Source organism: Acinetobacter sp. SH20PTE14 (assembly GCF_021391555.1).
Taxonomy (GTDB): domain Bacteria; phylum Pseudomonadota; class Gammaproteobacteria; order Pseudomonadales; family Moraxellaceae; genus Acinetobacter; species Acinetobacter amyesii.
This window is the reverse complement of sequence record NZ_CP090067.1, coordinates 1,744,814-1,771,271: the sequence shown is the minus strand read 5'-3', so window position 1 is coordinate 1,771,271 and position 26,458 is coordinate 1,744,814. Positions and strand designations below refer to the sequence as shown.

The following is a 26,458-nucleotide window of genomic DNA, read 5'->3' as shown; positions in this document are numbered from 1 at the left end:
GTGGGCTATGCAAAACCAGAAAATTAATATTAATACCTTGGTTGATGAAGCCAAATTTACGCCATTTCATTGGGGTGTTTTGATTTGGTGTCTTTTGATTATTATTTTTGACGGTTATGACTTGGTGATCTATGGCGTTGCCTTACCGTTGTTGATGCAAGAATGGTCCTTATCTGCGGTACAAGCCGGCTTACTGGCAAGTACGGCTTTATTTGGCATGATGTTTGGTGCCATGTGTTTTGGCACACTGTCCGATAAAATTGGTCGTAAAAAAACCATTATGATCTGCGTCGGTATTTTTAGTGGTTTTACCTTCTGCGGTGCTTTTGCAAGTACTCCAGTTGAGTTTGGTATTTTACGCTTTCTTGCCGGTCTAGGCATCGGTGGCGTTATGCCGAACGTGGTCGCATTAATGACAGAATACGCGCCAAAACGTATACGAAGCACCTTGGTTGCACTAATGTTTAGTGGTTATGCCATTGGTGGTATGGCTTCAGCATTATTGGGTGCTTGGTTAGTGCCTGTATATGGCTGGAAAATCATGTTTTATATTGCAATTATTCCATGTCTTGCACTGCCTTTAATTTGGAAATTCCTCCCTGAATCATTGATGTATTTAACCTCAAAGCATCAAACAGATACGACTCGAACAATTGTCTCTAAAATTGCTCCTGAACAAGTCCTCACAACGGATACTCAATTTGTACTCAATGAAGTTTCTGAAGAAGACAAAGCACCGTTAAAAGCATTATTTCAACAAGGCCGTAGTTTCAGTACGTTCATGTTCTGGATTGCATTTTTCATGTGCTTATTGATGGTATATGCACTTGGAAGTTGGTTACCAAAATTGATGATTCAAGCTGGCTATTCGCTTGGTGCAAGTATGATTTTCCTCTTTGCGCTGAATATTGGTGGAATGGTAGGTGCTATTGGTGGTGGTGCTTTGGCAGACCGATTCCATATCAAAAAAGTACTGAGCATCATGTTCATGTGTGGCGCGTTGGCTTTAATCTTACTGGGCTTTAACAGTCCGCAAATGGTTCTGTATACATTAATTGCTGTAGCAGGCGCAGCTACCATCGGTTCACAAATCTTACTTTATACCTTTGTCGCACAATACTACCCAACCACGGTACGTTCTACAGGTATGGGCTGGGCATCGGGCATTGGACGAATTGGTGCAATCGTTGGACCGGTACTTACTGGTGCGCTGTTAACCATGAATTTGCCGCATCAAATGAACTTCTTGGTGATAGCCATTCCCGGTGTCATTGCTTCTTTAGCAATATTTATGGTGAATTTGCAAGCGTCTGTAGAGGCATCTACTCAAGGTCAATCGCCAAAACTCAATACGCAAGCTATCAAAAATCCAGCGAATTAAGCCGATATTTAAAGATTTAACATTACCCCAAAATTTTAAGTTTCTAGGCCCTGATGCACAGCATGAGGGCTAGTGGGAAATTGTGACAAAAAATAAGGAAAGGGCATCGCCCAAATCGAGGTCAGGATGAAAACTCAAAAGCTAAATTTAGTCAAAGAAACCTTTAAAATGAAACCGATGATACTGGCTTGTGCAGCCGTGTTCCCCATGTGGACACATGCGGCTGTCAGCGAAGCTGAAGTTGAACAGTTGCGTGATGAAGTCAAAGCGTTAAAAGCCATGATGCAGCAATATATTCAACAACAAAACACCTTGTCGAGTGAAATCAAAGATGTAAAACAACGACCTGTAGTTGCTGCCCAGACTCAAAAAACAACTCAAACACCGAGCCTGAGTTTAAATACCAAATCGGGCGCTGAGTTTAGCTTGTATGGCAATGTGCGTGCAGATGCATCTTATCAGGCAGAAGGTGGCAGCTTATCTCGCCTGTATAACCAAATGAATAGTGTTCCGCTAGAAGGGAATGCTGAAAGTTCAGATCGTTTAAAAGCAACACTTGCTGCCACACGTTTAGGACTAGACTTTAAAACGCCGACTCAACTGGGAAATGTAGGCGGTAAAATTGAAGTCGACTTTTTGGGCGCAAATGATGGACTACGTATTCGTCATGCCTATTTAACCTATAGCAATTGGTTGGTGGGGCAAACATGGTCTAACTTTGCTGTACCTGATTATATGCCTGAAACCATTGATGCATTGGGCTATGTCGGTGGTGCTGTTAAACGTACACCGCAAGTTCGCTATAGTCACAAATTTAGTCCTGAGACAAATCTAGTACTTGCCGCAGAAGATTCTAAGGATGACAGCTCAAATATGCGTTTGCCTGCATTAACAGCGCGTTTAAACCATAAAATGACAGATACACTCATGTTGAGCGCACGTGCGATGGGTGCTGAAAAGAAAACGGATACGGATACAGAAACCGCATGGGGGCTTGGTCTGGGCGCAAAGCTAGATTTGACGGATAAAACAGTGCTCAAAGCGGATTATTACCATGTCAAAGGCGACAGTAGTTTTGTGTCATGGACGAACCAAGGTTTTGTGACCAATGCGGATAAAGACATCATCGCCACCAATGAATTTGACTCGATTACAGTAGGTTTAACTCAACAAATTTCAGCACAATGGCGCGGAACATTGGGCTATGGTTATATGAAAGCAGATAACAATGCAGATTATGTCAACTCATTAGTCGATAAAACCAAGGCCAATAAAAACTTGTGGCAAGCATGGGCAAATGTATTTTACAGCCCTGTAAAGCTGATTAGTTTAGGTCTGGAATATGTCTATGGTGAACGTGAAGCTTTTGGCGCTGCACCAAATGGCAGTACCAAGGGTGAAGATAACCGAATCAATGCAGTCGCGATGTATAACTTCTAATGTCGTTACAGAGAATTGTTTAATTTAAATTGCCTTAGAAATTTCAATATCAATTTAACGAGAGCGGGATTGGAAGTATGTTCAGGATTTGACATCTGACTTTCCGACAATCTTTCAATTCGTGCTCTCAATCCATACACGCCCTTGATCTTTATCGATTGAGGGCTTTTATCTTATTTAGAAACTTTTATTTTTTGACTAAAAAATATAATTATCTGTTTTATTTCATTTAACAAATCATTTGAATATAAAAATACGAAGAAGGATATTGATAAAAATCATGAATTTTGAAATATTTTGATACATACATGATGATAAAACACACTACAATCCTTGCCATCAATTTCGTTTCACTTAGAAGACGCAATCATGGATGTCCCTCAATTTTCCAAATATAACAACACGTCACTTAAGCTTTTAAGCCTGATGATGCTTACTGCAATGGCACAATATAGTGTTGCAGATAGCAATGTATTACCTGAAATCACCATCAACGTTGAACAAAGTTCAATGGATGAACAAATAAAAAAAGCACTGACCAAAGTAAATGGTGCAACCAATGCGATTGTTGCAGCAGACATTCAAGATGTACCCAAGCGAACAAATGCTGATTTATTTAAAAATCAACCGGGGATTTACGCAGCATCTTCAGGAAATGAAGGGGTAAAACTGTCGATACGTGGCTCGGGGATCAATCGTGCACCGGGGGCGCATGCTTCAGGGTTGTATGTGACCTTAGATGATTTGCCATTTACAGGGCCCGGAGGAACACCTTATGAACTGCTTGAGCCGCTGTGGGTAGACCATATAGAGGTTTTACGAGGGGCGAATGGTTTAACACGTGGTGCATTAAGCTTGGGTGGTCTAATTAACTATGCTAGCCCAACTGGAAAAAATGCAGCTAAATTGTCAGTGCACCATGAAATGGGTAGCCATGGTTATCAAAAAAGTGAAATCAGCTCAGGACAACAAATTGGCGACTTAGACTATTATCTTTCCTTAACGCAAAGTGATGATGACGGTTTTCAAGATCATGCTTCAAGCCAGAGCAAAGGTTTATCGGCCAATGTGGGATATAAAATAAACCCTAACCTAGATACACGTTTTTATCTGCGTTACCGAGAAACTAAACACCAAACACCGGGACGTCTAACCCAACAACAGATTGAACAAGATCCAAAACAAGCAGTAGCCCAAAATATCTCGCTGAATAATAATCGTCCACAGCCAGGAAGTCTTTGGTTGGCGAATAAAACCAATATGACTTTGGACTCCGGTGATCGCTTACAGTTGGGTCTGGCCTATCATCATTATCCGATGGATTTGCAAGAAGGGTTATATAGTACTGATGTAAACTATGACGATATCAGTACCTTATTTAACTACCAATTTGACCGAACCTTGTGGGGGCATGAAAGTCAAAATACTTTAGGTTTCCGTAGTACCACGCATTTGCCAGATGGTCAGGTCGTTGAACGCTTGCGTGTAGCGCAAGGCGCCTATGCTGCGGGTACAGAAACGCGGCATTATACCTATCAAGGTGGTGACTATGTTTTATATTATGCCAATGCCTTGGCACTACACCCACAGTTTTGGCTCGATAGTCGAGTTGCATTGGCGTACACCCATCGTGAAAGTGAAGTGACATGGCCTGTGCAAAGTCATAAAGAAAATATTCGTGAATGGAATGTCCTGCCATCGCTAGGTTTTCGATATCAAATCCAACCTGAAACACAGCTCTTTGCCAATGTCAGTCGAAGCTTAGAAGCACCACATCCTTGGGCTTTAATTTGGGGTTCGGATCAAAAGTTCCCCGACGAAAGTGGCGCAGCGACGGGACGCCAAAATGCTCCGATTCATTTGAATAGTCAGACAGCGAATACTCTTGAACTAGGTGGGCGTGGTCAACATGCACTGGGTGAGTGGAATATTGCATATTACTATTCACAGGTTAAAAATGAACTGTTGGCTGTTGAAATCCAACCAGAGCCTAATCCGATAATTTACGAATCGAATGCTTCAGACACCGTTCATCAGGGGATTGAAGTCGGTTTAAACAGTTCACTTTGGCAAAATGATACATATGGACAGGTTCAACTAAAACAAGCCTATACCTTGAATGATTTTCACTATAAAAATGATGCGGTATTTGGAAAAAATGAGCTTGCAGGTATACCAAAACACATCTATCAGGCTGAACTGAAATACGAACATCCTTTAGGCTTTTATGCTGCGGTGAATACACTTTATGCCGCAAAGGTCGCAACCGACTATGCCAATAGTTTCTACGCAAAAGATTGGCAAATTTGGGGAGCATCGTTCGGCTATATTCAACCGCAAAAACAGTATATGGCTTGGTTGGATTTCAGAAATATGGCTAATAAAAAATATGCATCTACCGTGACACCGGGCTATAACGATGCCGGCAAAGATCCTGCGCGTTTAACACCGGGTGAAGGTCGGGCGGTATATGCAGGACTGACGTATCATTTTAATTAAGCATCTTATATTCAAATACAGCGAACAATTGAAAAGCCTTATGCTGCGGATTTGATAATAAAAAAGGGAGCCAATCAGCTCCCTTTTTTTTAATCTTTGATTGAGTTGTTAAGCAGTACGAGGCATATCTTGAATACGTCGCCATGGCTGAGCTTCTTCAATTTCATACGCCAGTTCAATCAAGGTTTTTTCATCACCGACATCGGCTGAAATTTGCATACTGATTGGAAGTCCGTCGTTTTGCGTTTCTCCCATAGGAATCGACATACCCGGCGCACCCACCACATTTTGGATAGGGGTAAAAGTCACATAGTTCTGTATACGTTCGAATAACTGGTCAAACGGTAATTGAGGTGACAAATAGCCAATTTTCGGTGTGGTATGTGCAAGTACAGGCGATAACAACACATCGTAATGCTTAAAGATTTCACGATATTGCTGCTGCATTTTCTTTAATCGATACAGAAATAGCGGGGTTTTATAAAAGTTCTTTTTATACAACTTCGATAAACCAACGGTTAAGTGATCTAACTCTTTTGGATTAAAGTCAGCGCCAAAGATTTTCTTGCCAAAGGTACTCAGTAAAAAAGACAACATCCCCCAATATTCACTGAAATCTTCAACAAAGCTTAAGGAAAAAGGTAACTGAAGTTCTTCAACATGATGGCCTAATTTTTCCAAGAGTGCTGCGCTATGCATTAAGGTTGCAGTTGTTTCGCTATCTATTTGCCCTGTAATCGATTGCGGGACTAAACCGATGCGTAATCGACGTTTAGAAGGGCCATGAATCATGCCTATTCGTGGCAGTTTTTTATTGTAATAACTTGACTCCATTCCTGCATAGAAATGCGCAGTATCTCGTATGCTACGGGTTAAAACACCTTCACTGATAATATTAATCGGAAGAGAGCCTGCTGCTTCACTGTCATAAGTACGACCACGACTAGGTTTTAATCCAATCAAACCGCAGCATGCAGCAGGGATACGAATCGAACCACCGCCATCATTGGCATGGGCAATCGGCACTACACCGGCTGCAACGAGAGCTGCAGAACCGCCAGAAGACGCGCCGCAGGAATAACTTAGATTCCAAGGGTTATAGGTGGCTGAGCCATCTTTATATTCGGTACTGGCATTTAGACCAAATTCAGGGAGCTTAGATTTTCCTAATACGACAAAACCTTGATCTAAGATTTGTTGGCTAATTTGAGGATTACGATCGGCTGGTTTTGAACCTATGGCCTTTGAACCATGGCGTGATGGCAATCCTTGATAATCTAGATTATCTTTAAAGAAAAAAGGGACGCCCGCAAATAGACCATGTTCAACATATTGATTTTGCTCTAAAGCACGTTGAAAACAGTCTAATTCAATAGCATTTAGGTGTGGGTTCACTTGTTCCGCACGTGCAATGGCTGCTTGTGTTATTTCCTGTACAGAGGCTTCTTTAGATTTGATGAGCTGTGCAATCCCCACAGCATCCAGATCTGTGAGTACATCCGAACTAAAGGCATGTATGCGTTGACTGTGTTTTTGATCTTCCATGAACGAACCTATTTGTTTTTTGAATTTTGGTAAATATTGAATGAATTCGTTGTTATCTCAACAACAAATATATGTATTTGAACAATATCGTTTTGAGCATAATAATGACAATAAAAATTGTCAAATATTCATCTGATCTGAGGAATGTGCAGAGATTGTACTAAGGAGGGCATCTAAAGCCTGTTGAATCTCATCCTTCCATGCAAAGGAACAATTTAAACGGATATATTGAGTTTTGGCTTCTGATACGTTAAATAAACAGCCCGGAGCAACACCGATCTGCTGTTGAATTAAGGCTTCATAGACCGCCATGCTTTCAATATTTTCTGGTAGTTTTAACCAAAGAAAATAACCACTTGGATGATATTGTAATTTGCATCCAGTCGGTAGGCGGCTTTCTAAATAACGGTAAAACTGTAATTTATGTTGCTGTAGACTTTTTCTTAAGACCCGTAAATGTTTTTCATAATGATAATTTGAAATAAATTCCACCAAGGCATTTTGCAATAAGGTATTGACGGAAATCGTGCTCATAAGCTGTAAGTGTTGAATCGCTTGAGAGTATTTACCGGCGTGCACCCAACCGACCCGAAATGCAGCGCCCAACGTTTTAGAAAAAGAAGAGCAGTGTAAGACCATATTATTTTGATCAAAGTATTTCATTGAAACAGGTTTCTTAGATGCATAATGCATTTCTTCATACACATCGTCCTCAATTAAATGCACATGATATTGGTGTAAGAGCACGGCAATTTTTTGCTTGATTTCATCGCTGACTGTAAAGCCCACAGGATTATGCGAATTCAGCATCAACCAACAGATCTTGACTGGATATGTTTTTAAAATATGTTCAAACGCGGTTAAATCAAAAACGTCTTGTGGATGTTCAGGTAAGGTCACCACTTTAAGGCCTAAGCGCTCTGCAGCTTGCAAGGCGCCATAGAAGATATTTTGCTGTAACACAATATAGTCACCCGGTGAGGCTATGGCCTGTAAGGAAAGATTTAGCGCATCCATACAGCCTGAGGTAATCACAATATCCTCTGGATCTGTGGCAATGCCTTGCATGCAATAACGCTGTGCAATCAACTTACGAAGTGCTAAATTACCGGGTGGAAGATTATCAATGGCATCGTAACTTTGGGGATTTCGGGAAATTTGCCCCATGATTTGGATTAACTTTTTAGAAAAAACAATGTCTTGCGCTGGAAAAGCTGATCCCAAGGGAATGATTTTTTCATCTTGTATTGATTTTAAATACTTAAAGACCAGAGAGTTAATTTCAATGGGGGTATTTAAGGACACGATTTGAGCGTGTTCAGCCTCTATTTCGACTAAGCCTTGCGCCACATAGTAGCCTGATTTTTCACGTGCATAGATTAAGCCACGCGATTCCAACTCCTGATAGGCATTCATGACCGTGATCAAACTAAAACCGGACAACTGCACTTGTTCACGTAAAGACGGAAGTTTTTCGTGCGCTTTTAAAGTGCCATTTTCAATCAGTTGACGTAGGTGCTGAGCGAGCTGTTCCGATTTATACATAGTCATCAACAAGTCAAGATTCTGTTATAAATATATCATTAAAAGAAAATTTACATTATATTTTTATAACAGATGAGTCTGTACTGTTATATGTTTTTTCAAATTCACTGTATCTAGTTTTAAGCTTGAATTTTTTATAAGGTGCATTGACCACAACACTTGTGGCATCAAATGGTATGGAAGTTAGGGAGTTGAGTATGTTTAAAGCCAGTGAATTAGATCTGTTACAACATTTACTGGTGGATGTTCCATTGACAGATTCAACGCTGCATCTGTTGCAACAACAGCATACTAATTTAGAAGCAGTACTTTTGCGCAGTCGAATTTTGCGACAAGTACAGCAAGTGGGCTATGTCAGTATTTGTCAGGAGCATATGCACGCCAAGGCTGAAAATGCGGCTTTTTTATTTGCACCTTTTATCTTAGCGAATTTGAATCAGAAGGTGATCTACGCTACACCGCAAAGCCCTGAAAATGTTGCGATATTGAATCGTTATTATCATGCTGAGGCTAAACTAAGAGCATTTAAAGTTGATGATGTTTTATCGGGACTAAATGTCTACATTGAGCTAAATAATGAACAGCTATCGCCAGCAGAATACTTCTATTTTAGTTTGATCAATAGCTTATGTAATCCGAAAGTTTCCAAAATCATTTGTATTACACATCTACATATCGACTTAGAAAAATTAAATCAGCTTGCTGAATTTTTAGATGTTGAAATCCATGTCTTGGCGGATAAATTTGAACATATTGATTTTGATTTAAATCAAATCAATATGTTAAAGCTGCTATTTAAAGACAAAGATCAGCAATATATCGATTTATGCCAAAAATTTTCGTTTATTAACGCCAAAATTTTACAACGATTAGGTTTATATGAGTTTGACCGTGCGCAAGTCTTGGTAGAAGACATGTTTTATTCAGAACACATCTTTGAAAAAATGTCGGTCTACGGTGAATACATTCAAACGCATCTACAGCACCAAGTGAAAAAGCAAAGTCCTGCATAAGTGATACAGATGGACAAGTAATTTTATGGCTGTAATTTGATCACTTTAAAAATGCAAAAAGCTTGTAAATATTGATTTACAAGCTTTTTTTAAAATTCAAATTTAAGACCAAATTATTTGGCCTAATGATCAATTCATTATGAACTGATCATTAGCGAACATGAAATGTAAGATGTACATGCAATAGCGAGTTGTAATAAGTGAATAGATAATCGTTTAAGGTAGATAGGAATTATCTGCACCAACGACAAACGCTACACCAATACAGAATAAAAGCACATAGATCGAGAACCAAATAATGGCACGTTTAAAGGCCTTATCTGAAATTTCACTGTCTGCATATTTTTGCGGTTTTTTAGGCTCTTGATTGCTCATAAGATGTACTCTAAATCCCTAGTGGTTATAGGTGATTATTGGGGTATATCGCCTGAAAGCATAGATACAACATTCATCTAAATTTCTATAACAGTTATAGTTTAGAAGCAGCCATCCTGACTTAATCCATTAATAAACTATGATATTGGTCGGTTCTTTTTCTCAAAAAGTCCCAGACTAGTTTAATACGCGGCTCATGCTGTAAATCAACTAAGGTTAGCATCCAAAAGGTATGCACAAAACGAACATCTTGCGCCAAGACTTGTTCTAATTCGGGTTTTTCCTCAGCCAAAAATTTGGGCAATATTGCCAATCCTGCACCTGCACTCACGGCAATTTGTTGAGCCAAAATACTACTACTTCTAAAGTTTGCATTGAGCTGAATAGGTAAACGTTCTAAACAATACAGTTCAGGGCTATAGACTAGATCATCTATATAGTTCACAAAGGTGTGTGATTTTAAATCTTCTAATGTATGAATGGGTTGCGTGTTTTTTAAGTATTCTTTACTGCCATAAATCTTTAAACAATAGTCTGCCAGTCGAGTAATGATATAAGGTCCAGATTTCGGTCGATCGATGGAAATAACAATATCTGCTTCACGATGTGAAAGTTTGATCATTTTCGGGACAGGAATAAGGTCGATAGTCAATAGAGGGTATTTTTTGGACAATTCTGCCAAGAGCTGTGTCAAAAATGCTGTTCCAAACCCTTCAGGTGTGCCAATTCGCACACGACCTTGCATAGGTTGGTTAGGTTTTTCGATTTGTAAAAAAGCCTGTTCCATTTGTTCAACGCGAGGAACCAGTGCCAAACCTTCTAAAGTGAGCTCATAACCTGTGGCTTCACGTTTAAATAATGGTGTGCCTAAAGCCAGTTCTAGCGCATGTATACGTCGAGAAACCGTACTGTGCTCAACACCGATAATACGGGCGGTATTGGTTAGGGTTTTCGCACGAGCCAAAACCAAAAAATACTGTAAATGATCCCAGTCTACTTTCATTGTTATTGTCATCCCTGTGCATATTTGCACATCAATCGTGCGTGAATCTCTATTGGTAGTCAAAATTTTCTTTGCTAGTTTGAAGTGAATTGGAAAATATAAATATAAGGCTTTTGGATATTTTCTAAGTCAGTACAAAACAATAAATGCCTATGGAGAGGTCATGAACACAATGTCAAATATTCAGTCAGCGACGGCTAAATTATTAATTAACGGTAAATTTGTAGAGTCAAACACTACAGAGTGGCAAGACATTCTAAATCCTGCAACTCAAGAGGTTTTGGGTCGTGTTCCAATGGCGACTATGGAAGAAGTGGATGCAGCGATTGCTTCAGCGCAAGAGGCGTTTAAAACTTGGCGCTTAACACCCGTACAAGCACGTATGCGCATTATGTTGAAGCTACAAGATCTCATCCGTAGCAATATGAAAGAGATTGCCCGCGTACTGACTGCTGAGCAAGGAAAGACACTTGCAGATGCTGAAGGTGATATTCAACGTGGTTTAGAAGTCGTTGAGCATGCGTGTTCGGTTGGCACACTTCAAATGGGCGAATATATAGAAGGTGTTGCACGTGGTGTGGACACCTATACCTTGCAGCAACCTTTGGGTGTATGTGCAGGAATTACGCCATTTAACTTTCCTGCGATGATTCCACTGTGGATGTTCCCAATGGCCATCGTCAGTGGAAATACCTTTGTTTTAAAGCCATCTGAACAAGATCCATTATCGACCATGATGCTTGTCGAACTTGCGATTGAAGCCGGTATTCCAGCAGGTGTATTAAACGTAGTGCATGGTGGTAAGGATGTTGTTGATCGTTTATGCACACATCAAGCTATTAAGGCCATTTCATTTGTGGGCTCTACGGCTGTTGGTACACATGTATATAACCTTGCAGGACAGCATGGAAAACGTGTGCAGTCGATGATGGGGGCCAAAAACCATGTGGTGGTAATGCCGGATGCCAATAAAGAACAAACTTTAAATGCCCTCGTTGGTGCAGCATTCGGTGCGGCAGGTCAACGTTGTATGGCTTTGTCGGTTGCTGTCATGGTTGGTGAAAGTAAAGAATGGGTCAATGAACTGGTTGAAAAAGCCAAAACGCTGAAGGTCAATGCAGGGCATGAGCCGAATACCGATATTGGCCCAGTTATTTCACCTCGCGCAAAAGCACGTGTACTGGATTTAATTCAAAGCGGTGTAGAGCAAGGTGCGGAGTTGCTGCTGGATGGTCGTGATGTTCAAGTCATCGGCTATGAGCAAGGAAACTTTGTCGGAGCAACGATTTTTAATCAAGTTTCAACCGATATGTGCATCTATACCGAAGAGATCTTTGGACCCGTATTAGCCATTATTCATGTCGATACTCTGGAGCAGGCGATTGAATTGATTAATGCTAATCCATTTGGCAACGGTGTCGGACTATTTACACAAAGCGGTGCAGTCGCACGTACATTCCAAAGCGATATCGATATTGGTCAAGTGGGTATCAATATTCCAATTCCTGTACCTGTTCCTTTCTTTAGCTTTACAGGATCGCGTGGTTCAAAACTGGGTGACTTAGGTCCATATGGTAAGCAAGCGGTTCAGTTCTATACACAAACCAAAACCATCACCAGTCGTTGGTTCGAAGATACACAAGAAAAAGGTGAAGTGAATACCACCATTAACCTACGTTAATTTAGGAGTTCAAGGATGAATATTGCCTTTATCGGTTTAGGAAACATGGGCGGAAAAATGGCCCAAAACCTACTCAAAGCAGGTTTTACGGTTTACGGTTTCGACTTAAGCGAAATTGCGATTCAGCATTTTACTGAAGCAGGTGGCATTGTTTGCCAAAGCCCACAAGATGCAGCGAAACAAGCAGATGTTGTAATTAGCATGTTGCCTGCTGCCAAGCATGTTAAAGAGGTGTATTTGGGTGAAGATGGTGTGTTGGCGGTAATGAAAGCAGGAAGCTTATGTATCGATAGCAGTACCATTGATCCGCAAACCATTAAGGACATAGCCGAGGCAGGTGCTGCACATCAGATAAAAATCTGTGATGCACCTGTTTCAGGCGGAACTATTGGTGCTCAGGCAGGTACATTAACCTTTATGGTCGGTTCGGATGATCAAACCTTTGAAAAAACCAAAGCGGTATTGGGCCACATGGGTAAAAACATTGTGCATTGTGGTGATGTGGGTGCAGGTCAAATTGCGAAAATTTGCAATAACTTGATTCTTGGTATTTCCATGGCAGCCGTTGCTGAAGGTATGGCGCTCGGTGCGCGTCTGGGGATTGATCCTCAAGCCTTAGCTGGTGTGGTGAATAGTTCGAGCGGACGTTGCTGGAGTTCGGATGTATGTAATCCATGGCCGGGTATCTCAGCAAATGCACCTGCAGGACGTGGCTATACCGATGGTTTTGCAACGCAGTTGATGTTGAAAGATTTAGGATTGGCTGTAGAAGCCGCAGGACAAGTCAAACAGCCGATTATTTTAGGTGGACTGGTTCAGCAGATGTATCAACAGCTGTGTTTACAAGGTAATGCACACTTAGATTTTTCAAGCATCGTGCAGCAATATTTACCTAAGGATGCTGAATCGCATTGAACACCAATCTAGCCTAGGGATGGCTAAAAATACTAACACTCGTGTCGGAATAACAATAAATTGAGACTGAGGTAGAGAAGATGTCGAATTATCAAGATGTTGCAAAGGCATTTGACTTAAATCATGCTGCCAAAGAAATGTTATCAGGCTCTTTAGAGCAATTAAATGCATGCTATGAATGCTGCGACCGTCATGCGATTGATCAAAATAAGGTCGCACTGTATTGGCAAGGCAAAGATGGGCGGAAAGAACAGTATACCTTTGTAGAGCTGCAACAGTGGTCGGGCCAATTTGCCAATTTTTTAAAGTCACAGGGTGTGCAAAAGGGTGATCGTGTATCGGGTTTATTACCCCGTACAGTTGAATTACTTGTGGTGATTTTAGGGGCTTGGCGAATAGGTGCTGTATATCAACCGCTATTTACCGCCTTTGGCCCCAAAGCCATTGAACATCGTTTACACCTTGCACAAAGCAAATTGGTGATTAGCGATGTTGGTAATCGCAGTAAATTAGATGAAGTTGCACATTGTCCCCAAATCGTTACTGTTGCAGATCTAGCGGGTCAAGGGATTCAACAGGGAGATTTAAACTTTTGGGATGAAGTAAACGCACAGTCTACAGATTGTGAAATTGTCCTACAGAGCATCAATGATCCATTTCTTTTGATGTTTACTTCAGGTACTACAGGTCCTGCAAAGCCCTTAGAAGTCCCGCTTAAAGCTTTGATCGCTTTTGGTCAATATATGAAAAATGCGGTAGGGCTACGTGAAGATGATTCGTTTTGGAATATTGCCGATCCGGGTTGGGCTTATGGTTTGTATTACGGAATTACTGGGCCACTTTTACTTGGACATGCAACACTCTTTTACGAAGGTGGTTTTAGCATTGATAGTTTGTGTCAGATCGTAGATGACTACAAGGTGACGAACCTTGCAGGCGCACCGACAGCGTATCGAATGATGATGGCGGCTGATCCTGAACAAATGGCAAAACTCAAAGGGAAATTTAGAGTCGTGAGTAGTGCTGGAGAGCCGCTTAACCCTGAAGTGTTCCGTTGGTTTAAACAAGTCCTCGATGCACCGATCTTTGACCATTATGGTCAGACTGAAGTTGGTATGGTGGTGTGTAATCACCATGGTTTACAACATGATATTCGCGCAGGTGTCGCAGGTTATGCCAGTCCGGGATATCGCGTGGCGGTTGTTGATGAACAAGGGCAAGAGCTAGCTGCAGGTACGCCAGGAGTACTGGCTGTCGATATCAGTCAATCACCGATGATGTGGTTTGGTGGCTATAAAGAAAGTCGTAAGTCACCCTTTGTAAAACATTATTACCTCACGGGTGATACCGCAGAATTACACGCAGATGGCAGTATGAGCTTCGTTGGTCGTAATGATGATGTGATTACCACATCAGGTTATCGTATCGGGCCATTCGATGTAGAAAGCGCTTTACTTGAGCATGATGCAGTGATTGAAGCTGCGGTCATTGGTGTGCCTGATCCAGATCGGACAGAAATCGTAAAAGCTTTTGTGATTTTAGCTGAGCATGTCACAGCGTCAGAAGAATTAGCGGAGCAGCTGGGGCAATTTGTGAAAAAGCGCCTATCTGCACATGCTTATCCACGATTGGTGGAGTTCGTTCAAGAACTACCGAAAACTCCAAGCGGAAAAATTCAGCGCTTCTTATTAAGAAATCAAGAGATTGCAAAACAATCTACGCAGCATGCAAGTTAAAAGACGCAACGATTAACTCTAAATTAATGCCGAACAATCAGGATCAAAATCAAGCTTTCATTCAGTTCTAGTCATTTTCAAACTGGATGAAAGCAATTGATTGATGTACAGGAAGATAAGATGCAATTTACCGAAGAACAATTATTAATTCAGGACATGGCACGCAGTTTCGCACAGGAACAAATTAAACCTCAAGCGGCCGAATGGGATAAACACGGTACCTTTCCCAAAGCGGCTTTAGCACAGATGGGTGAACTGGGTTTATTGGGCATGCTGGTATCAGATGAATGGGGTGGTTCAGATACAGGTAATCTTGCCTATGTTATGGCTTTAGAAGAGATTGCCGCGGCCGATGGGGCAACCTCAACCATTATGAGTGTACATAACTCGGTAGGCTGTGTTCCTATTGCTAAATTTGGCACAGAAGAACAAAAGCAGAAATATTTAGTGCCTTTAGCACAAGGCAAAATGATCGGTGCATTTGCATTAACTGAGCCACATACGGGTTCAGATGCTGCTGCCATTAAAACTCGTGCAGTAAAAGATGGCAATGAATGGGTGATTAATGGTGCTAAGCAGTTTATTACCTCGGGACATAATGCAGGGGTCATTATTGTCTTTGCTGTGACTGACCCAAGTGCAGGGAAAAAAGGCATGAGTGCTTTTATTGTCCCAAGAGAAACACCTGGTTATGAGGTGATTCGTACTGAAGAAAAGCTTGGATTACATGCCTCAGATACCTGCCAAATTGCACTCACAGACGTGCGAGTGCATGAAAGCCTGATGTTAGGAAAAGAAGGTGAAGGTTTGAAAATCGCCTTATCAAATCTAGAAGGCGGTCGTATTGGTATAGCGGCGCAAGCGGTTGGTCTTGCACGAGCAGCATTAGAAGAAGCAACCCGATATGCCAAAGAGCGTATTACTTTTGGTAAACCAATTTTTGAACATCAGGCAGTTGCGTTCCGATTGGCAAGTATGGCAACAGAAATAGAAGCTGCACGCCAATTGGTCTATCACGCGGCACGTTTAAAAGAAGCAGGACAGCCTTGCTTAAATGAAGCGTCTATGGCCAAGCTTTTTTCATCTGAAATGGCTGAGCGTGTTTGCTCCGCAGCATTACAAGTCTTTGGTGGTTATGGCTATCTCAAAGATTTCCCGATAGAGCGTATATATCGTGATGCACGTATTTGCCAAATCTATGAAGGTACGAGTGATATCCAACGTTTAGTAATTGCCCGCAGCTTATAACGTTGTCATTAAGACATTTAAATGAAAAGGCTTCAGATATGAAGCCTACTGATGAATATTGAACATATATAGGGATATTACATGCAATTTGAAACGATTCTGCTTGAAAAGAACAATGGTGTTGGACTTATTACTTTAAATCGTCCTCAGGCCTTAAATGCATTAAATAGCACATTAATTCAAGACCTTAATTTGGCCTTAGATGATTTAGACAGAGATTCTTCCATTGGCTGTATGGTTATTACAGGTTCAGAAAAAGCCTTTGCCGCTGGTGCAGATATTAAAGAAATGGCTGAACTGAGTTTTCCAAATATTTATTTGGATGATTTTTTTCATCTGGCAGATCGAATTGCTCAGCGCCGTAAACCTCTAATCGCAGCTGTCAGTGGTTATGCGTTAGGTGGAGGCTGTGAGTTAGCACTCATGTGCGACTTTATTTACTGTGCCGACAATGCAAAATTCGGTTTACCAGAAGTGACTTTGGGAGTAATCCCAGGGATAGGTGGGACACAGCGCTTAACGCTTGCTATTGGTAAGGCCAAAGCAATGGAAATGTGTCTGACTGCGAGACAAATGGGCGCAGCTGAAGCAGAGCAGAGTGGTTTAGTTGCTCAAGTCTTCCCTAAAGAGGCGTTGGTCGAAAAGACCTTAAAAGCTGCTGAAAAAATAGCCGAAAAATCTGTAGTCGCAACCATGATGATCAAAGAGTCAATTAACCGTGCATTTGAAGTCAGTTTGCAAGAAGGTTTACGTTTTGAACGTAGAACATTCCATTCGATTTTTGCAACTCAAGACCAAAAAGAAGGCATGCAAGCATTTGTTGAAAAGCGCCAAGCCAATTTTAAAAACAATTAAAAATAAAAAAGGATGATACGGATATGAGTACAAATAACTTAATGATTGAAGAGCAAGGACATTTAGGCCAAATCAGTTTAGATCGCGTGGCAAGTTTAAATGCCTTGTCTTTGGATATGATTCAGGGGATTCAACAGCAATTAGGACTATGGGCTGATCAAACCAATATTCATGCCATACTTATTCGCTCAAATAGTCCCAAAGCATTTTGTGCAGGTGGAGATATTCGCTATCTCTATGATAGTTATATGAATGGTAGAGATGATCATCAAGCTTATTTTCAAGCTGAGTATGAAATGCTGAATACCATTCGTGCGTATGAAAAACCCATTATTGTCATACTCGATGGCTATGTACTTGGCGGTGGATTTGGCTTAGCCCAAGCATGTCATGTGCTTGTCAGCAGCGAAAAGTCTAGATTTGCCATGCCTGAAACTGCCATTGGATTTTTCCCAGATGTGGCTGCGACACACTTTTTATCACGTTTGGATGATATTGGTGTGTACATGGCAACTACGGGCGATCAAATCAGTGCTAGCGATGCGTTGTATCTAGATTTGATTGACTACCATGTTCCGAGTGAGCAACTTGTTCAATTAGAAGAAGATTTAAGAAATTCTAAGCAACTAAGTAAGGAAAATATTGAACAATTGATTGCGAAATATATTACTCGACCAGCGGAAAGTGAACTTAGTCAGAATGCAGATTTAATTCGTAAGCATTTTGGTTTTGAGAGCATTGATGCCATTGAAAATAGTCTTGAAAATGAACAGCATAATGATGCTCAAGCGTGGGCGTTAAAAATACGCAATACCTTGGAACAACGATCTCCAATCGCGAAAAGGATCAGTTTGCAACTCCAACATTTAGGTCGAAGTCTTTCACTAAACCAATGCATGCAAATTGAACGACATTTGCAAGATGTTTGGTTTCAACATGGCGATATTGTCGAAGGTGTTCGCGCATTAATTGTGGATAAAGACAAGCAGCCAAAGTGGCAACAATCTAGTCCGACTTTAGACAAAATAATGGAGGAAATATCTATTTAATCAGTGATTTAAAAAACTTTAACGGTTCAAACCCTTGGTCAATATTCATATTTGATTTTATGTTCGATATGAACCAGTGACTCAGCGTAAATTAAACATATATAAGATCTGAAAAATATTGATTTTCAAGAAGAAAATCATCATACAAATCAAGCATCGTGAAAATGCAATATAGAAATATCTTGCAGAATAAGGAAGATTACAATGCAAAATGTACAGGGAAACACAGCTCCACCTGCTAAGTCCTCGCATCGTTTAGCGGGTATTTCCAGCATGGTGGGTACAACCATCGAATGGTATGACTTTTTTATCTATGGTGCTGCCGCAGCACTCATTTTCAATCGACTTTTTTTCCCAAATCTTGATCCCTTAACTGGCGTATTGGCAGCATTTGCTACCTATGCTGTAGGCTTTATTGGTCGACCACTTGGTGGCATTGTTTTTGGTCATTTCGGCGATAAAATCGGTCGTAAATCAATGTTATTGGTCACACTAATGTTGATGGGTATTCCCACAGTGATGATTGGGTTGTTACCGACATTTGAAACCATTGGTTATTGGGCAACGGTCTGTTTAATTATTTTAAGATTTATACAGGGCATGGCCATGGGTGGAGAATGGGGCGGAGCAGTCCTCATGGCGGTAGAGCATGCGCCAGCGGGTAAAAAAGGCTTTTGGGGAAGTTTACCGCAAGCCAGTACTGGTGGTGGTTTATTGCTCGCTTCGGTAGCTTTAGGCTTAGTCTCAATGTTACCTGAAGAAGCGTTATTTAGCTGGGGTTGGCGTCTACCATTTTTAGCCAGCATTATTTTACTGGCTGTAGGTTGGTATATTCGTGTAAAAGTGCCGGAGTCACCAGACTTTGAAAAAGTTAAAGCTCAAACCGAAACAATTAAAGTTCCAGCAAAACAAGTTTTTAAAAATCATCCTAAGCAGTTGATTACGATTATTTTATCTCGAGCTGCTGAAAATGCTTGGTTCTATTTAGCATCGACATTTGCTTTAGCCTATACTACCACACAGCTGAATATTCCTAGACAAGACATTTTGTTTGCAACGATTTGTGGTGCTGCAGTCATCATGGTCATTACGCCAATTTTTGGGCATTTGTCTGATAAAGTTGGGCAAAAAAACATGTTTAGATTTGGTTTATTCGTATTGGCTTTATACAGTTATCCATTTTTTGCGATGTTAAATACCAAGGATCCTGTATTGGTTTGGACGGCCATTGTGATTGGTATTGGTGTGGTTTTTCCTTTGATGTATGCGCCGCAGTCACAGTTATTTTCGAGCCAATTTCCAGCAGAAATACGTTATAGCGGTATTTCAATCTCAGTTCAATTTGCAGGCGTGCTAGGTGGCGGTTTAGCACCATTAATCGCGACGAAATTGCTAAGTATTGGTGATGGAAGCCCAAATTTAATTATTGCCTATATTTCAGGCTTTGCAGTGATTGCGATTATTGCATCATCATTTTTAAAGCCGGATCAAATAGAGCACAAGACTAAAGTATTTAGTAGTGAGGAAATCAAATCTTCCTAAATCAACAATCAGGAAAACAGTAGACTGATTTAAATATAGAAATACATATGTACAGCCATAACAACAATTGTTATGGCTTTTTCTTGTCTAAGGATTGTGGCAGGACAAATTTATTTTTAGCGAAGCTTAGGAACATAGCAATTTGAATACAGTTGATGTGCAAGAGCTGTGAATTATCATCTTTGTAAATAAAGTTGAAGCATTTCGTATAATGTAGCCGTGATTATGTTACTTGCACTTCACATTGCTATAAATAAAAAGCCCATTGGTAAATCTCTCCAGTGGGCTTTTTATTTGTCAATGTTGTCAGGATCGCTAGGACATAGAAGTGCATTTAACATCAATCCGCATTATACGAAATCGGTCTGTGCGATTGACGGAGGGAGGAGGGACGTTCGACCGACGGATTGAGCATTGATCCGATTTATTTTTGATCGTTTTTGAGGAGGCACACTACTGTCTAATAGTGTGCCTGACTCTCGAAAGTTTTTTGCAATTCGCTCTATGAGCTATATATAACGGAGCTTTCGAAGTTGTTGAGAACGTTTCGCATTAATATTTCAATTTGTTTAATAATTAATCAACTATTTAGGTATTAAAGCTTTTCCGCTTGTGCCAACCTCGATTAAATCTAGACCTTCTTCAATTAAAATATGTACAAGTTCGCTATCTCTTAAAGGTTGCTGTCCTTTTTGAATTAAAACCTTATTTAATTCAACAGCTTTCTTTCTTAACAGTTCCTGTTCTTGTTCATTCAATCTGACACTTTGAACCATTTCTAATATATCCAGTGTGTATATGTGGATGATGATACATATATATTTGCATGCATGTATTGTGTATGCATGCATCAATGTGTTAAATTCCGCCTATTGTATAAATGCATGCATGTAAACATTATGCTCGATTTCCTTCGTTTAGCGATTCCAGTCATTCCTACGCATGTGCGTAGTTTTGACAATCACCATCAATTTAATGGTGATATTCGCGACTTTGGAATTCCTGCTGCAACTCGCCACGTTAGTAAGACCGATGATGGACAGACCATAACAGGGGACTTGTACCATCCTTATGAAGCCATTCCGTCAGATTTCACTGATATGGCTGTGAAGTTTTATACAAATACGATGAACACTGTGCCTTATGTCGAGATAAAAGCATCTCCACTTAAGCTACTCCAAGGGCACAATGTTTATGGTTTTGACTCAATTGAACTTGGTGCATTTCACATGCTTGGCATGTTGCTTGAAGCATTCCCGAAATTAGCACCAATTCTTGATGTAGATAAAACAGAAGTTCTTTGCTTAGACACGACTTATCTTTTTAGATTGCCACATCAGAATATGGTTCAACCTGTTTTGGATTACATGGCAAATCTTGCATCTGGTCATCGTAAGGCACGCCAAGTTAAATATGAAAATTACATTACTTGGGGTAATGATGGTGCCAGTGTACGTCCAAAGGCTTATGGCAAATTTGAAGAAGTAAAAAGCCAATTAAATAAAATCCAAAAGCAAGCAGACAAGGGCTGTATGCGCTCTAAAGCTTTAGTTTGTGCAATGCACGATGCTTTACCTTTTTCTAATGCTGTTGTCCGTATGGAAGGACGTATTTCTAAAACCTATCTAACTAAAAACGGTTATCCGTCAAATTTATTTCAGCTTATTAATTTGCAACATGAACAGCCAGAATTATTGCTACGACTCTGGCACGTAGCTTTCGACCCGATCTTAGACACAATGAAGGGCAAATATATGAATTTTTCATCTGATGGAGAAATCTTGGATTTGCTTAAGTCCAAGTTAGTTACTTATACCAAGACTGGTAAACCAAGTTATACCAAAGCTACCAACGCAATGAAGTTTTATTCATTGGTTCGTCAAATGGGTTTAAAGGCTACTAAAGACCTTTATAGCGAAGCACAATTTTATAAGTGCGTTAATTCACTTTTAGACTGCGATATTAGCAAATCACACCTACAGAATTTAAATAAAAATCCAAACGGCAAAGTCATCCCATTCGTTCGTTTGCTTGAACTTAAGATGTGCGATCAGCAGCCATCTGACTATCAAATTCCAGTTTCACAATACAGCCCAAAACGTGGCTTACATTTAGTTGCCTAAAGAGGTTTTAAATCATGCAAGTTCAATTTAATACACGCACCATTTTGCCATCTGTTTACCGTACTGATAAAGACGGTAAAGAGAAGTGTTATTTATCAACTACGGTATTTTCACCACAAAAATATAACTTAACACCAACTGCTGGAGTTATGCCAGTTGAGCAGATTCAAGCTGTATTAGAAGAATGTGCTGATAATGCTCAGGAAGTTGAAATTCAGTTTGTTGAGCAACAAACCAAGTTTGGTGCACAGATGCAAATTTTCAGTGTTAAGCCAGTGCCGAAGAAACAGCCATGATTGAAGCAGATGATTTAGACAAAATTGTCTGTAATGAATGCGGAGCTGATTATTTAGCTGAACATGCAGACAAAGAAGAATGGGAATATTGTCCAAAGTGTGGCGAAACATTCTTATTTTAGAACATTTCGTATAATGTATAATATGTAAATAAATCAATAACTTAGGATAATAAACATAATGTCACAAGCTTATTATAAGTGCAAGAAGTGCGGGGCAAAATTCCAAAGTCAATTGGTTTATTGCCAACATTTTTACAACTGTACGAGTAAACCAAATTGATCATTTGCGAATCATTACAAGTTTTAGAAAACGCTCAACAGATAGGTATTAACTGCGTGTCGATCAGTATAGATCAATACTTAGAACAATATTTACCTCTTGCTTCAGTTTTCAAATTTGTAGGACTCCAGTGGTCGATATATTCCGTAATCCTTGCCTATAAATGGTCGGCTTATGGACTTAAAAAAGTCAAAATTTAGGAGAAATGACATGACTTTTAAAAACGTAGAAGTAATTGAACAACAAGCTCATGAAAAATCATGGTTTCAAAAATTCCGTAGTAAATTCAGTTCACGTGCTGCATCTACTGCGTTAGTTGCTACTGGTGCTGCTGTTGCGCTTCCTGCTCATGCAGAAGGTGAAATCCCTGACTTCTTGGCAGGTGCTACATCTTCATTATCGGGTATTGCTGTCAGTCTTGGCGGTGTCTTCTTGTTAGCTATCGGTATCATCCTTGTGATTATTGCCTTCACTAACTCTAAAGGCGGCCTTAAACGAGCTGGCTAATAGTTAGTTAAGAAAAGGGAGGTTTCTCCCTTTTTTTATTCTTGGGGGGCGCATGTCTAATTTAATTCTTTTACTCACTTTGTCTTTCTTTTCATACCTTATTTTTAAAGCGTTGCTGCCATGAAATATATTTTATTTATATTGATATCTATATTTTCTATTCAGTCTTTTGCCTCAGATGATTGGTGGATAGAAAGACAAATTTGGATTGATAAAAATCAAGAAACACATGCGAAAAAAGTTTATGGTAAATCTGCTCGTGTAATTCGAGAAAATGCACCTATTTCATCCTCTACACAGCAAACAGCACGTGATTTAGTCCGTAGATCCATTGCTGTTGATATTCCTACTCCAACAAAAGTTGGTACCCCAATGCTTCAACGTATTAAGCATGTAGCAAAAACACCAGGTGTTCAAATGGTAGGTGCATATGCTGTTATGCAACTTATTGAAGGTATTGGATGGGTAATGGAAGATGGTACGTATGTAAAAAAAATTCCTGAAGAACCAGATGATTCAGACTATCAATATTTATATAGTGCTGATCTTTACCCTAATGACAAATTTGGAACTGTTGCCCAAGTAGCTCAAAATTTGGAAAATAGATATCTTATTTCATATCCAAATTATTTTTATTTTAAAGTAACTTCTTATTCTGAAACCATTATTTATGCTGATCGTGAGTCTAGTGGTGGAAAATCTTCTACATATTACAACGTAAAGAAATCATTAAATCCAAATTATGTTCCTAAAGATCCTGAAATAAAAACAGTTCCTCTTACTGCGGCCTTGTTAGGTGCAGCAATGCTTGGACAAGGTTATAACGATCCCGATCCTAATTTTAATAATGATGTGGTCAACACTGGAAAGGACACTGGTGTAGTTGAAGCTTATACACATGATCCAAGCGGTATTGGTGATCAACTTGCTGATGATATGGATGACAAATTAAGAAATGCTCCACAAACACCTGATGGTCAGCCTTCCTCTGTTCCTGATCCTGGATACGATTCAAAACCTTTATCACCTGAAGGTGATAATTCTGCGGATAGATCTTGGGATAGTGATGCCGGTCAGGTAGATGGTGAATCAAAACCCCAAACTGATCCCGTTACAGGTGAGCCAACAGGTGCTCAATCAATCTCTATTAAATTTCCCGTTTTCTGTGAATGGGCTTCATCCATGTGTAAGTGGTATGACGACTGGACAGCATCAGACAAAGTTTATAAAGATCACATTAAAAAGACAGAAGATCATCAGACTTCTGAAAAAACCTTTTGGCAAACAGTAAAAGACTGGTTTGATTGGACTAAAGAAGAACCAGATGATGAACCAGAAACAGAACAACCAGATGTAGATGATCAAGGTATTTTTTCAAAAACTTTTGATACTACCTTTACGCTTTCTAAGCAATGTCCTCCCGATATACCTATTGTTTTTGAATCCACCTATTTATCAGGTTCATTTACTTTCAGTATGAATTGGCTCTGTATTATTTTTAGTTTTATGGCTTATCCGCTTGTTTTTCTTAGTCATTGTTTGGGTATTTGGATTTTATATGAAGCTGTAATTCAAAAAGAAATTAAGTGGTGATTCTATGTTTAAATCTTTATTACATGTTTTACAGACAGTATTAGTCCAATTTTCAGAAACTAATTATATGCGTCTTGTGACTGCATTTGCTGTCATTGTTCCGCTTGTACTTGCAATGTATTCATACTTAGACACAGCTATTTTTGATACAAAGAAAGCTCTAGAAAGCATTTCATCATATTCACAAGATGGTTTTCCTATCGGCTCTTATTTGCTTGCCTATATGGGTGTCGCTAAATTTGATGTCGCTATTTCAACAATATTTTTCTATATCACTACTGCGGTTGTCTGGTCATTTACGACTGATTTACAACCTGCATTAGTAGGTGGTAAGAAAAAATGATTCATTTATTATCTGCAACGCCAGGTTCAGGTAAATCATTACTTGCTACTGAGAGACTTCTTAATTTATCTCGCGATAATATTGCAAATTTAAAATTTAATTATTTTTACGCTAAAGCTTTTTTTGAAAAGTTAGAACACCTTAAGCTGCAACATTATCTAGATTCTATTCTTGTTACTAAAGGGCAAGGCTTAGAGCGTACCTCTGAACTTGTTTTCTTAGATTCAGATTATTTTGATTTTTTACACGTTGAATATTTTATTAATGTCATTAGTAACCCTCAGACTGACGATATTGTAAATAACTATCCACCTTTTTATTTTGAACGTATTGCAATACTCAATTTGATTATTGACAAACTTAATGAAGATGAAAAAACAAAGTTTCAAGCGTTTAGACCAGTAAGAACAATTTATACAAATATTGCTGATTTAAAATTAGTTCAATGTAGACCTTTACCTCCTGATTGTGATTGGAGATCTACACCGCAAGGCTCTTATTTTGTTATTGATGAAGCACAATTAATTCCTATTTTTTCAGACGAAGCTCGTGGTATTGATCCTATTGTTAAGGAATTAACGATTCATCGTCATAAAGGGTATGACTTTTTATTTATTACTCAAGAGCCGTCTTTTGTTCATAAATATATTCGCAAATTAGCAAGTCTTCACATACATCTCGTAAATATCTTTGGTTGGGAACAATCAATGATGCTTGAATGGTCAGTAGTTCAAGATTCTCCTAATGCTATAAAATCTCTTGCACGTGCTGAAAATCTTAGTCGTTGGCGATTTCCTAAACACGTTTATAAACTTTATAAATCAACAACAATTAATACACGTGTAAAACGTATTCCAAAGAAATTGGTAATTTGTGCTGTTCTAGCTGTGGTTTTTATCTTGTTGGCCGGATTTATGTTTTTTAATTCAGGTAATTCACCATTAGTCGCTGTTGCAACTGGTAATCCTTTAACCAATCAGGAAAATAAAAAAGATGAACCAAAACAATCCAAATCCTCAGATGTTGGAGCGAATGGAAATTCTGTTCAACAATCAGCAACAAATTCGAAGCAAACAACTAATCAAGACTCAAACCCTGTCTATCAAGCTGATGCTAGTAATGCTGCTACCGCTGATGTTTCTTCTACTAATGCTCATGCCCCAGTACAACCTAGCTATGACCCATCAAAGCCTTATGACTTTGTTCCTGTTTCTCAGCCTAATGTCGTTAATCATCGTGTTTTTAGTGGTTGTGTTACATATCAAGGGAAAACATTTGCAGTCGATCAACAGGGAACAAAGATTGCTGGCTTCAGTGCAAGCGATTGCAAAAAGCTACTCGATAATTCCTATGAACGACCTTTCGACTATTTCGGACAAAGAAACCAAAGTGTGCAATCAACAGAACGAGTGTCTACGAGTGATTCGGGAAATATAAATCCTGAAAATACTTCTCTCTGATTACAAGCTCCCGTATGATCTTTAACA

At 39.6% G+C, this 26,458-nt stretch carries 23 protein-coding genes; 18 read left to right on the top strand and 5 right to left on the bottom strand.

The window, feature by feature from the left end; translation table 11 throughout:
- Positions 1–7: 7 nt before the first annotated feature.
- The 3 genes from LXF01_RS08810 (at position 8) to LXF01_RS08800 (ending at position 5,320) form a co-directional block, all read left to right on the top strand.
- On the top strand, positions 8–1,381 hold the full coding sequence (locus LXF01_RS08810; RefSeq protein WP_180054691.1) for an MFS transporter: 1,374 nt from the start codon (positions 8–10) through the stop codon (positions 1,379–1,381).
- Between the two features lie 126 nt (positions 1,382–1,507).
- The gene (locus tag LXF01_RS08805) at positions 1,508–2,821 is read left to right on the top strand and encodes a DcaP family trimeric outer membrane transporter (RefSeq protein ID WP_442781333.1); all 1,314 of its coding nucleotides are present in this window, start codon (positions 1,508–1,510) and stop codon (positions 2,819–2,821) included.
- A gap of 369 nt (positions 2,822–3,190) precedes the next feature.
- Positions 3,191–5,320 carry a TonB-dependent receptor family protein gene (locus LXF01_RS08800; RefSeq protein WP_233944041.1) on the top strand — a complete coding sequence of 710 codons (2,130 nt, stop codon included), beginning with the start codon at positions 3,191–3,193 and terminating at the stop codon, positions 5,318–5,320.
- Positions 5,321–5,428: 108 nt separating this feature from the next.
- On the opposite strand, the gene LXF01_RS08795 is transcribed toward LXF01_RS08800, so the two are convergent.
- Positions 5,429–6,865 (bottom strand): amidase, encoded by a 1,437-nt coding sequence (locus LXF01_RS08795; RefSeq protein ID WP_233944039.1) that lies wholly within the window; start codon positions 6,863–6,865, stop codon positions 5,429–5,431.
- A gap of 120 nt (positions 6,866–6,985) precedes the next feature.
- On the bottom strand, positions 6,986–8,410 hold the full coding sequence (locus LXF01_RS08790) for an aminotransferase-like domain-containing protein (protein ID WP_233945449.1): 1,425 nt from the start codon (positions 8,408–8,410) through the stop codon (positions 6,986–6,988).
- A gap of 197 nt (positions 8,411–8,607) precedes the next feature.
- Between LXF01_RS08790 and LXF01_RS08785 the strand changes: the two genes are divergently transcribed.
- Positions 8,608–9,423 carry a hypothetical protein gene (locus LXF01_RS08785; protein WP_233944037.1) on the top strand — a complete coding sequence of 272 codons (816 nt, stop codon included), beginning with the start codon at positions 8,608–8,610 and terminating at the stop codon, positions 9,421–9,423.
- Positions 9,424–9,639: 216 nt separating this feature from the next.
- Here LXF01_RS08785 and LXF01_RS08780 read toward each other — a convergent pair whose 3' ends face one another.
- Together LXF01_RS08780 and LXF01_RS08775 are read right to left on the bottom strand one after the other, a co-directional pair.
- Entirely contained in the window at positions 9,640–9,798 is a 159-nt protein-coding gene (locus LXF01_RS08780) for a hypothetical protein (protein ID WP_168379604.1), read from the bottom strand.
- A gap of 121 nt (positions 9,799–9,919) precedes the next feature.
- Positions 9,920–10,801, bottom strand: coding sequence for a LysR family transcriptional regulator (locus tag LXF01_RS08775; RefSeq protein WP_078193328.1), 882 nt, complete (start codon positions 10,799–10,801; stop codon positions 9,920–9,922).
- 163 nt (positions 10,802–10,964) lie between these two features.
- Here LXF01_RS08775 and LXF01_RS08770 point away from each other — a divergent pair, with 163 nt between their 5' ends.
- From LXF01_RS08770 to LXF01_RS08740, 7 genes are all read left to right on the top strand, one after another.
- On the top strand, positions 10,965–12,482 hold the full coding sequence (locus LXF01_RS08770) for a CoA-acylating methylmalonate-semialdehyde dehydrogenase (RefSeq protein ID WP_233944036.1): 1,518 nt from the start codon (positions 10,965–10,967) through the stop codon (positions 12,480–12,482).
- Between the two features lie 15 nt (positions 12,483–12,497).
- Complete coding sequence (gene mmsB / locus LXF01_RS08765; RefSeq protein ID WP_233944034.1) at positions 12,498–13,397, top strand: 3-hydroxyisobutyrate dehydrogenase; 900 nt, start codon at positions 12,498–12,500, stop codon at positions 13,395–13,397.
- Positions 13,398–13,477: 80 nt separating this feature from the next.
- Positions 13,478–15,133 (top strand): AMP-binding protein, encoded by a 1,656-nt coding sequence (locus LXF01_RS08760; RefSeq protein WP_233944031.1) that lies wholly within the window; start codon positions 13,478–13,480, stop codon positions 15,131–15,133.
- Positions 15,134–15,253: 120 nt separating this feature from the next.
- On the top strand, positions 15,254–16,381 hold the full coding sequence (locus LXF01_RS08755; protein ID WP_180035213.1) for an acyl-CoA dehydrogenase family protein: 1,128 nt from the start codon (positions 15,254–15,256) through the stop codon (positions 16,379–16,381).
- Positions 16,382–16,462: 81 nt separating this feature from the next.
- A complete protein-coding gene (locus LXF01_RS08750; protein ID WP_233944029.1) occupies positions 16,463–17,236 on the top strand; it encodes an enoyl-CoA hydratase in 774 nt (257 codons plus the stop codon).
- Between the two features lie 23 nt (positions 17,237–17,259).
- Positions 17,260–18,285: an enoyl-CoA hydratase/isomerase family protein gene (locus LXF01_RS08745; RefSeq protein ID WP_233944027.1), complete on the top strand. Its 1,026-nt coding sequence runs from the start codon at positions 17,260–17,262 to the stop codon at positions 18,283–18,285.
- 204 nt (positions 18,286–18,489) lie between these two features.
- Positions 18,490–19,827, top strand: a complete 1,338-nt coding sequence (locus tag LXF01_RS08740) for an MFS transporter (protein WP_233944025.1) — start codon at positions 18,490–18,492, stop codon at positions 19,825–19,827.
- Between the two features lie 584 nt (positions 19,828–20,411).
- Here LXF01_RS08740 and LXF01_RS08735 read toward each other — a convergent pair.
- Positions 20,412–20,585, bottom strand: a complete 174-nt coding sequence (locus LXF01_RS08735; RefSeq protein WP_442781332.1) for a hypothetical protein — start codon at positions 20,583–20,585, stop codon at positions 20,412–20,414.
- Positions 20,586–20,726: 141 nt separating this feature from the next.
- Here LXF01_RS08735 and LXF01_RS08730 point away from each other — a divergent pair, with 141 nt between their 5' ends.
- The 7 genes from LXF01_RS08730 to LXF01_RS08705 all read left to right on the top strand — a co-directional run bounded on the left by LXF01_RS08730 (position 20,727) and on the right by LXF01_RS08705 (position 26,431).
- Entirely contained in the window at positions 20,727–21,950 is a 1,224-nt protein-coding gene (locus tag LXF01_RS08730) for a phage/plasmid replication protein, II/X family (RefSeq protein WP_233945448.1), read from the top strand.
- A 14-nt stretch (positions 21,951–21,964) separates the two neighbouring features.
- A complete protein-coding gene (locus tag LXF01_RS08725) occupies positions 21,965–22,246 on the top strand; it encodes a hypothetical protein (protein WP_233944009.1) in 282 nt (93 codons plus the stop codon).
- Entirely contained in the window at positions 22,243–22,368 is a 126-nt protein-coding gene (locus LXF01_RS17545) for a hypothetical protein (protein ID WP_267967382.1), read from the top strand. The genes LXF01_RS08725 and LXF01_RS17545 overlap by 4 nt, the downstream gene beginning before the upstream one ends.
- Before the next feature lie 370 nt (positions 22,369–22,738).
- Positions 22,739–23,035: a hypothetical protein gene (locus LXF01_RS08720; protein ID WP_233944023.1), complete on the top strand. Its 297-nt coding sequence runs from the start codon at positions 22,739–22,741 to the stop codon at positions 23,033–23,035.
- 120 nt (positions 23,036–23,155) lie between these two features.
- Positions 23,156–24,628: a hypothetical protein gene (locus tag LXF01_RS08715; protein ID WP_233944019.1), complete on the top strand. Its 1,473-nt coding sequence runs from the start codon at positions 23,156–23,158 to the stop codon at positions 24,626–24,628.
- 4 nt (positions 24,629–24,632) lie between these two features.
- Positions 24,633–24,971 (top strand): hypothetical protein, encoded by a 339-nt coding sequence (locus LXF01_RS08710; protein ID WP_233944017.1) that lies wholly within the window; start codon positions 24,633–24,635, stop codon positions 24,969–24,971.
- Positions 24,968–26,431 carry a zonular occludens toxin domain-containing protein gene (locus LXF01_RS08705; RefSeq protein WP_233944016.1) on the top strand — a complete coding sequence of 488 codons (1,464 nt, stop codon included), beginning with the start codon at positions 24,968–24,970 and terminating at the stop codon, positions 26,429–26,431. The genes LXF01_RS08710 and LXF01_RS08705 overlap by 4 nt, the downstream gene beginning before the upstream one ends.
- Positions 26,432–26,458: the final 27 nt, after the last annotated feature.

What these genes read in the sequence shown, in the direction of transcription:
- LXF01_RS17545 (WP_267967382.1), top strand. Translation starts at nt 22,243, where the DNA reads ATGATTGAAGCAGATGATTTAGACAAAATTGTCTGTAATGAATGCGGA.
- LXF01_RS08805 (WP_442781333.1), top strand. Translation starts at nt 1,508, where the DNA reads ATGAAAACTCAAAAGCTAAATTTAGTCAAAGAAACCTTTAAAATGAAA.
- LXF01_RS08740 (WP_233944025.1), top strand. Translation starts at nt 18,490, where the DNA reads ATGCAAAATGTACAGGGAAACACAGCTCCACCTGCTAAGTCCTCGCAT.
- LXF01_RS08715 (WP_233944019.1), top strand. Translation starts at nt 23,156, where the DNA reads ATGAAATATATTTTATTTATATTGATATCTATATTTTCTATTCAGTCT.
- LXF01_RS08780 (WP_168379604.1), bottom strand. Translation starts at nt 9,798, where the DNA reads ATGAGCAATCAAGAGCCTAAAAAACCGCAAAAATATGCAGACAGTGAA.
- LXF01_RS08730 (WP_233945448.1), top strand. Translation starts at nt 20,727, where the DNA reads ATGCTCGATTTCCTTCGTTTAGCGATTCCAGTCATTCCTACGCATGTG.
- LXF01_RS08790 (WP_233945449.1), bottom strand. Translation starts at nt 8,410, where the DNA reads ATGTATAAATCGGAACAGCTCGCTCAGCACCTACGTCAACTGATTGAA.
- mmsB (WP_233944034.1), top strand. Translation starts at nt 12,498, where the DNA reads ATGAATATTGCCTTTATCGGTTTAGGAAACATGGGCGGAAAAATGGCC.
- LXF01_RS08810 (WP_180054691.1), top strand. Translation starts at nt 8, where the DNA reads ATGCAAAACCAGAAAATTAATATTAATACCTTGGTTGATGAAGCCAAA.
- LXF01_RS08745 (WP_233944027.1), top strand. Translation starts at nt 17,260, where the DNA reads ATGAGTACAAATAACTTAATGATTGAAGAGCAAGGACATTTAGGCCAA.
- LXF01_RS08760 (WP_233944031.1), top strand. Translation starts at nt 13,478, where the DNA reads ATGTCGAATTATCAAGATGTTGCAAAGGCATTTGACTTAAATCATGCT.
- LXF01_RS08775 (WP_078193328.1), bottom strand. Translation starts at nt 10,801, where the DNA reads ATGAAAGTAGACTGGGATCATTTACAGTATTTTTTGGTTTTGGCTCGT.
- LXF01_RS08770 (WP_233944036.1), top strand. Translation starts at nt 10,965, where the DNA reads ATGAACACAATGTCAAATATTCAGTCAGCGACGGCTAAATTATTAATT.
- LXF01_RS08800 (WP_233944041.1), top strand. Translation starts at nt 3,191, where the DNA reads ATGGATGTCCCTCAATTTTCCAAATATAACAACACGTCACTTAAGCTT.
- LXF01_RS08785 (WP_233944037.1), top strand. Translation starts at nt 8,608, where the DNA reads ATGTTTAAAGCCAGTGAATTAGATCTGTTACAACATTTACTGGTGGAT.
- LXF01_RS08755 (WP_180035213.1), top strand. Translation starts at nt 15,254, where the DNA reads ATGCAATTTACCGAAGAACAATTATTAATTCAGGACATGGCACGCAGT.
- LXF01_RS08725 (WP_233944009.1), top strand. Translation starts at nt 21,965, where the DNA reads ATGCAAGTTCAATTTAATACACGCACCATTTTGCCATCTGTTTACCGT.
- LXF01_RS08720 (WP_233944023.1), top strand. Translation starts at nt 22,739, where the DNA reads ATGACTTTTAAAAACGTAGAAGTAATTGAACAACAAGCTCATGAAAAA.
- LXF01_RS08705 (WP_233944016.1), top strand. Translation starts at nt 24,968, where the DNA reads ATGATTCATTTATTATCTGCAACGCCAGGTTCAGGTAAATCATTACTT.
- LXF01_RS08750 (WP_233944029.1), top strand. Translation starts at nt 16,463, where the DNA reads ATGCAATTTGAAACGATTCTGCTTGAAAAGAACAATGGTGTTGGACTT.
- LXF01_RS08795 (WP_233944039.1), bottom strand. Translation starts at nt 6,865, where the DNA reads ATGGAAGATCAAAAACACAGTCAACGCATACATGCCTTTAGTTCGGAT.
- LXF01_RS08710 (WP_233944017.1), top strand. Translation starts at nt 24,633, where the DNA reads ATGTTTAAATCTTTATTACATGTTTTACAGACAGTATTAGTCCAATTT.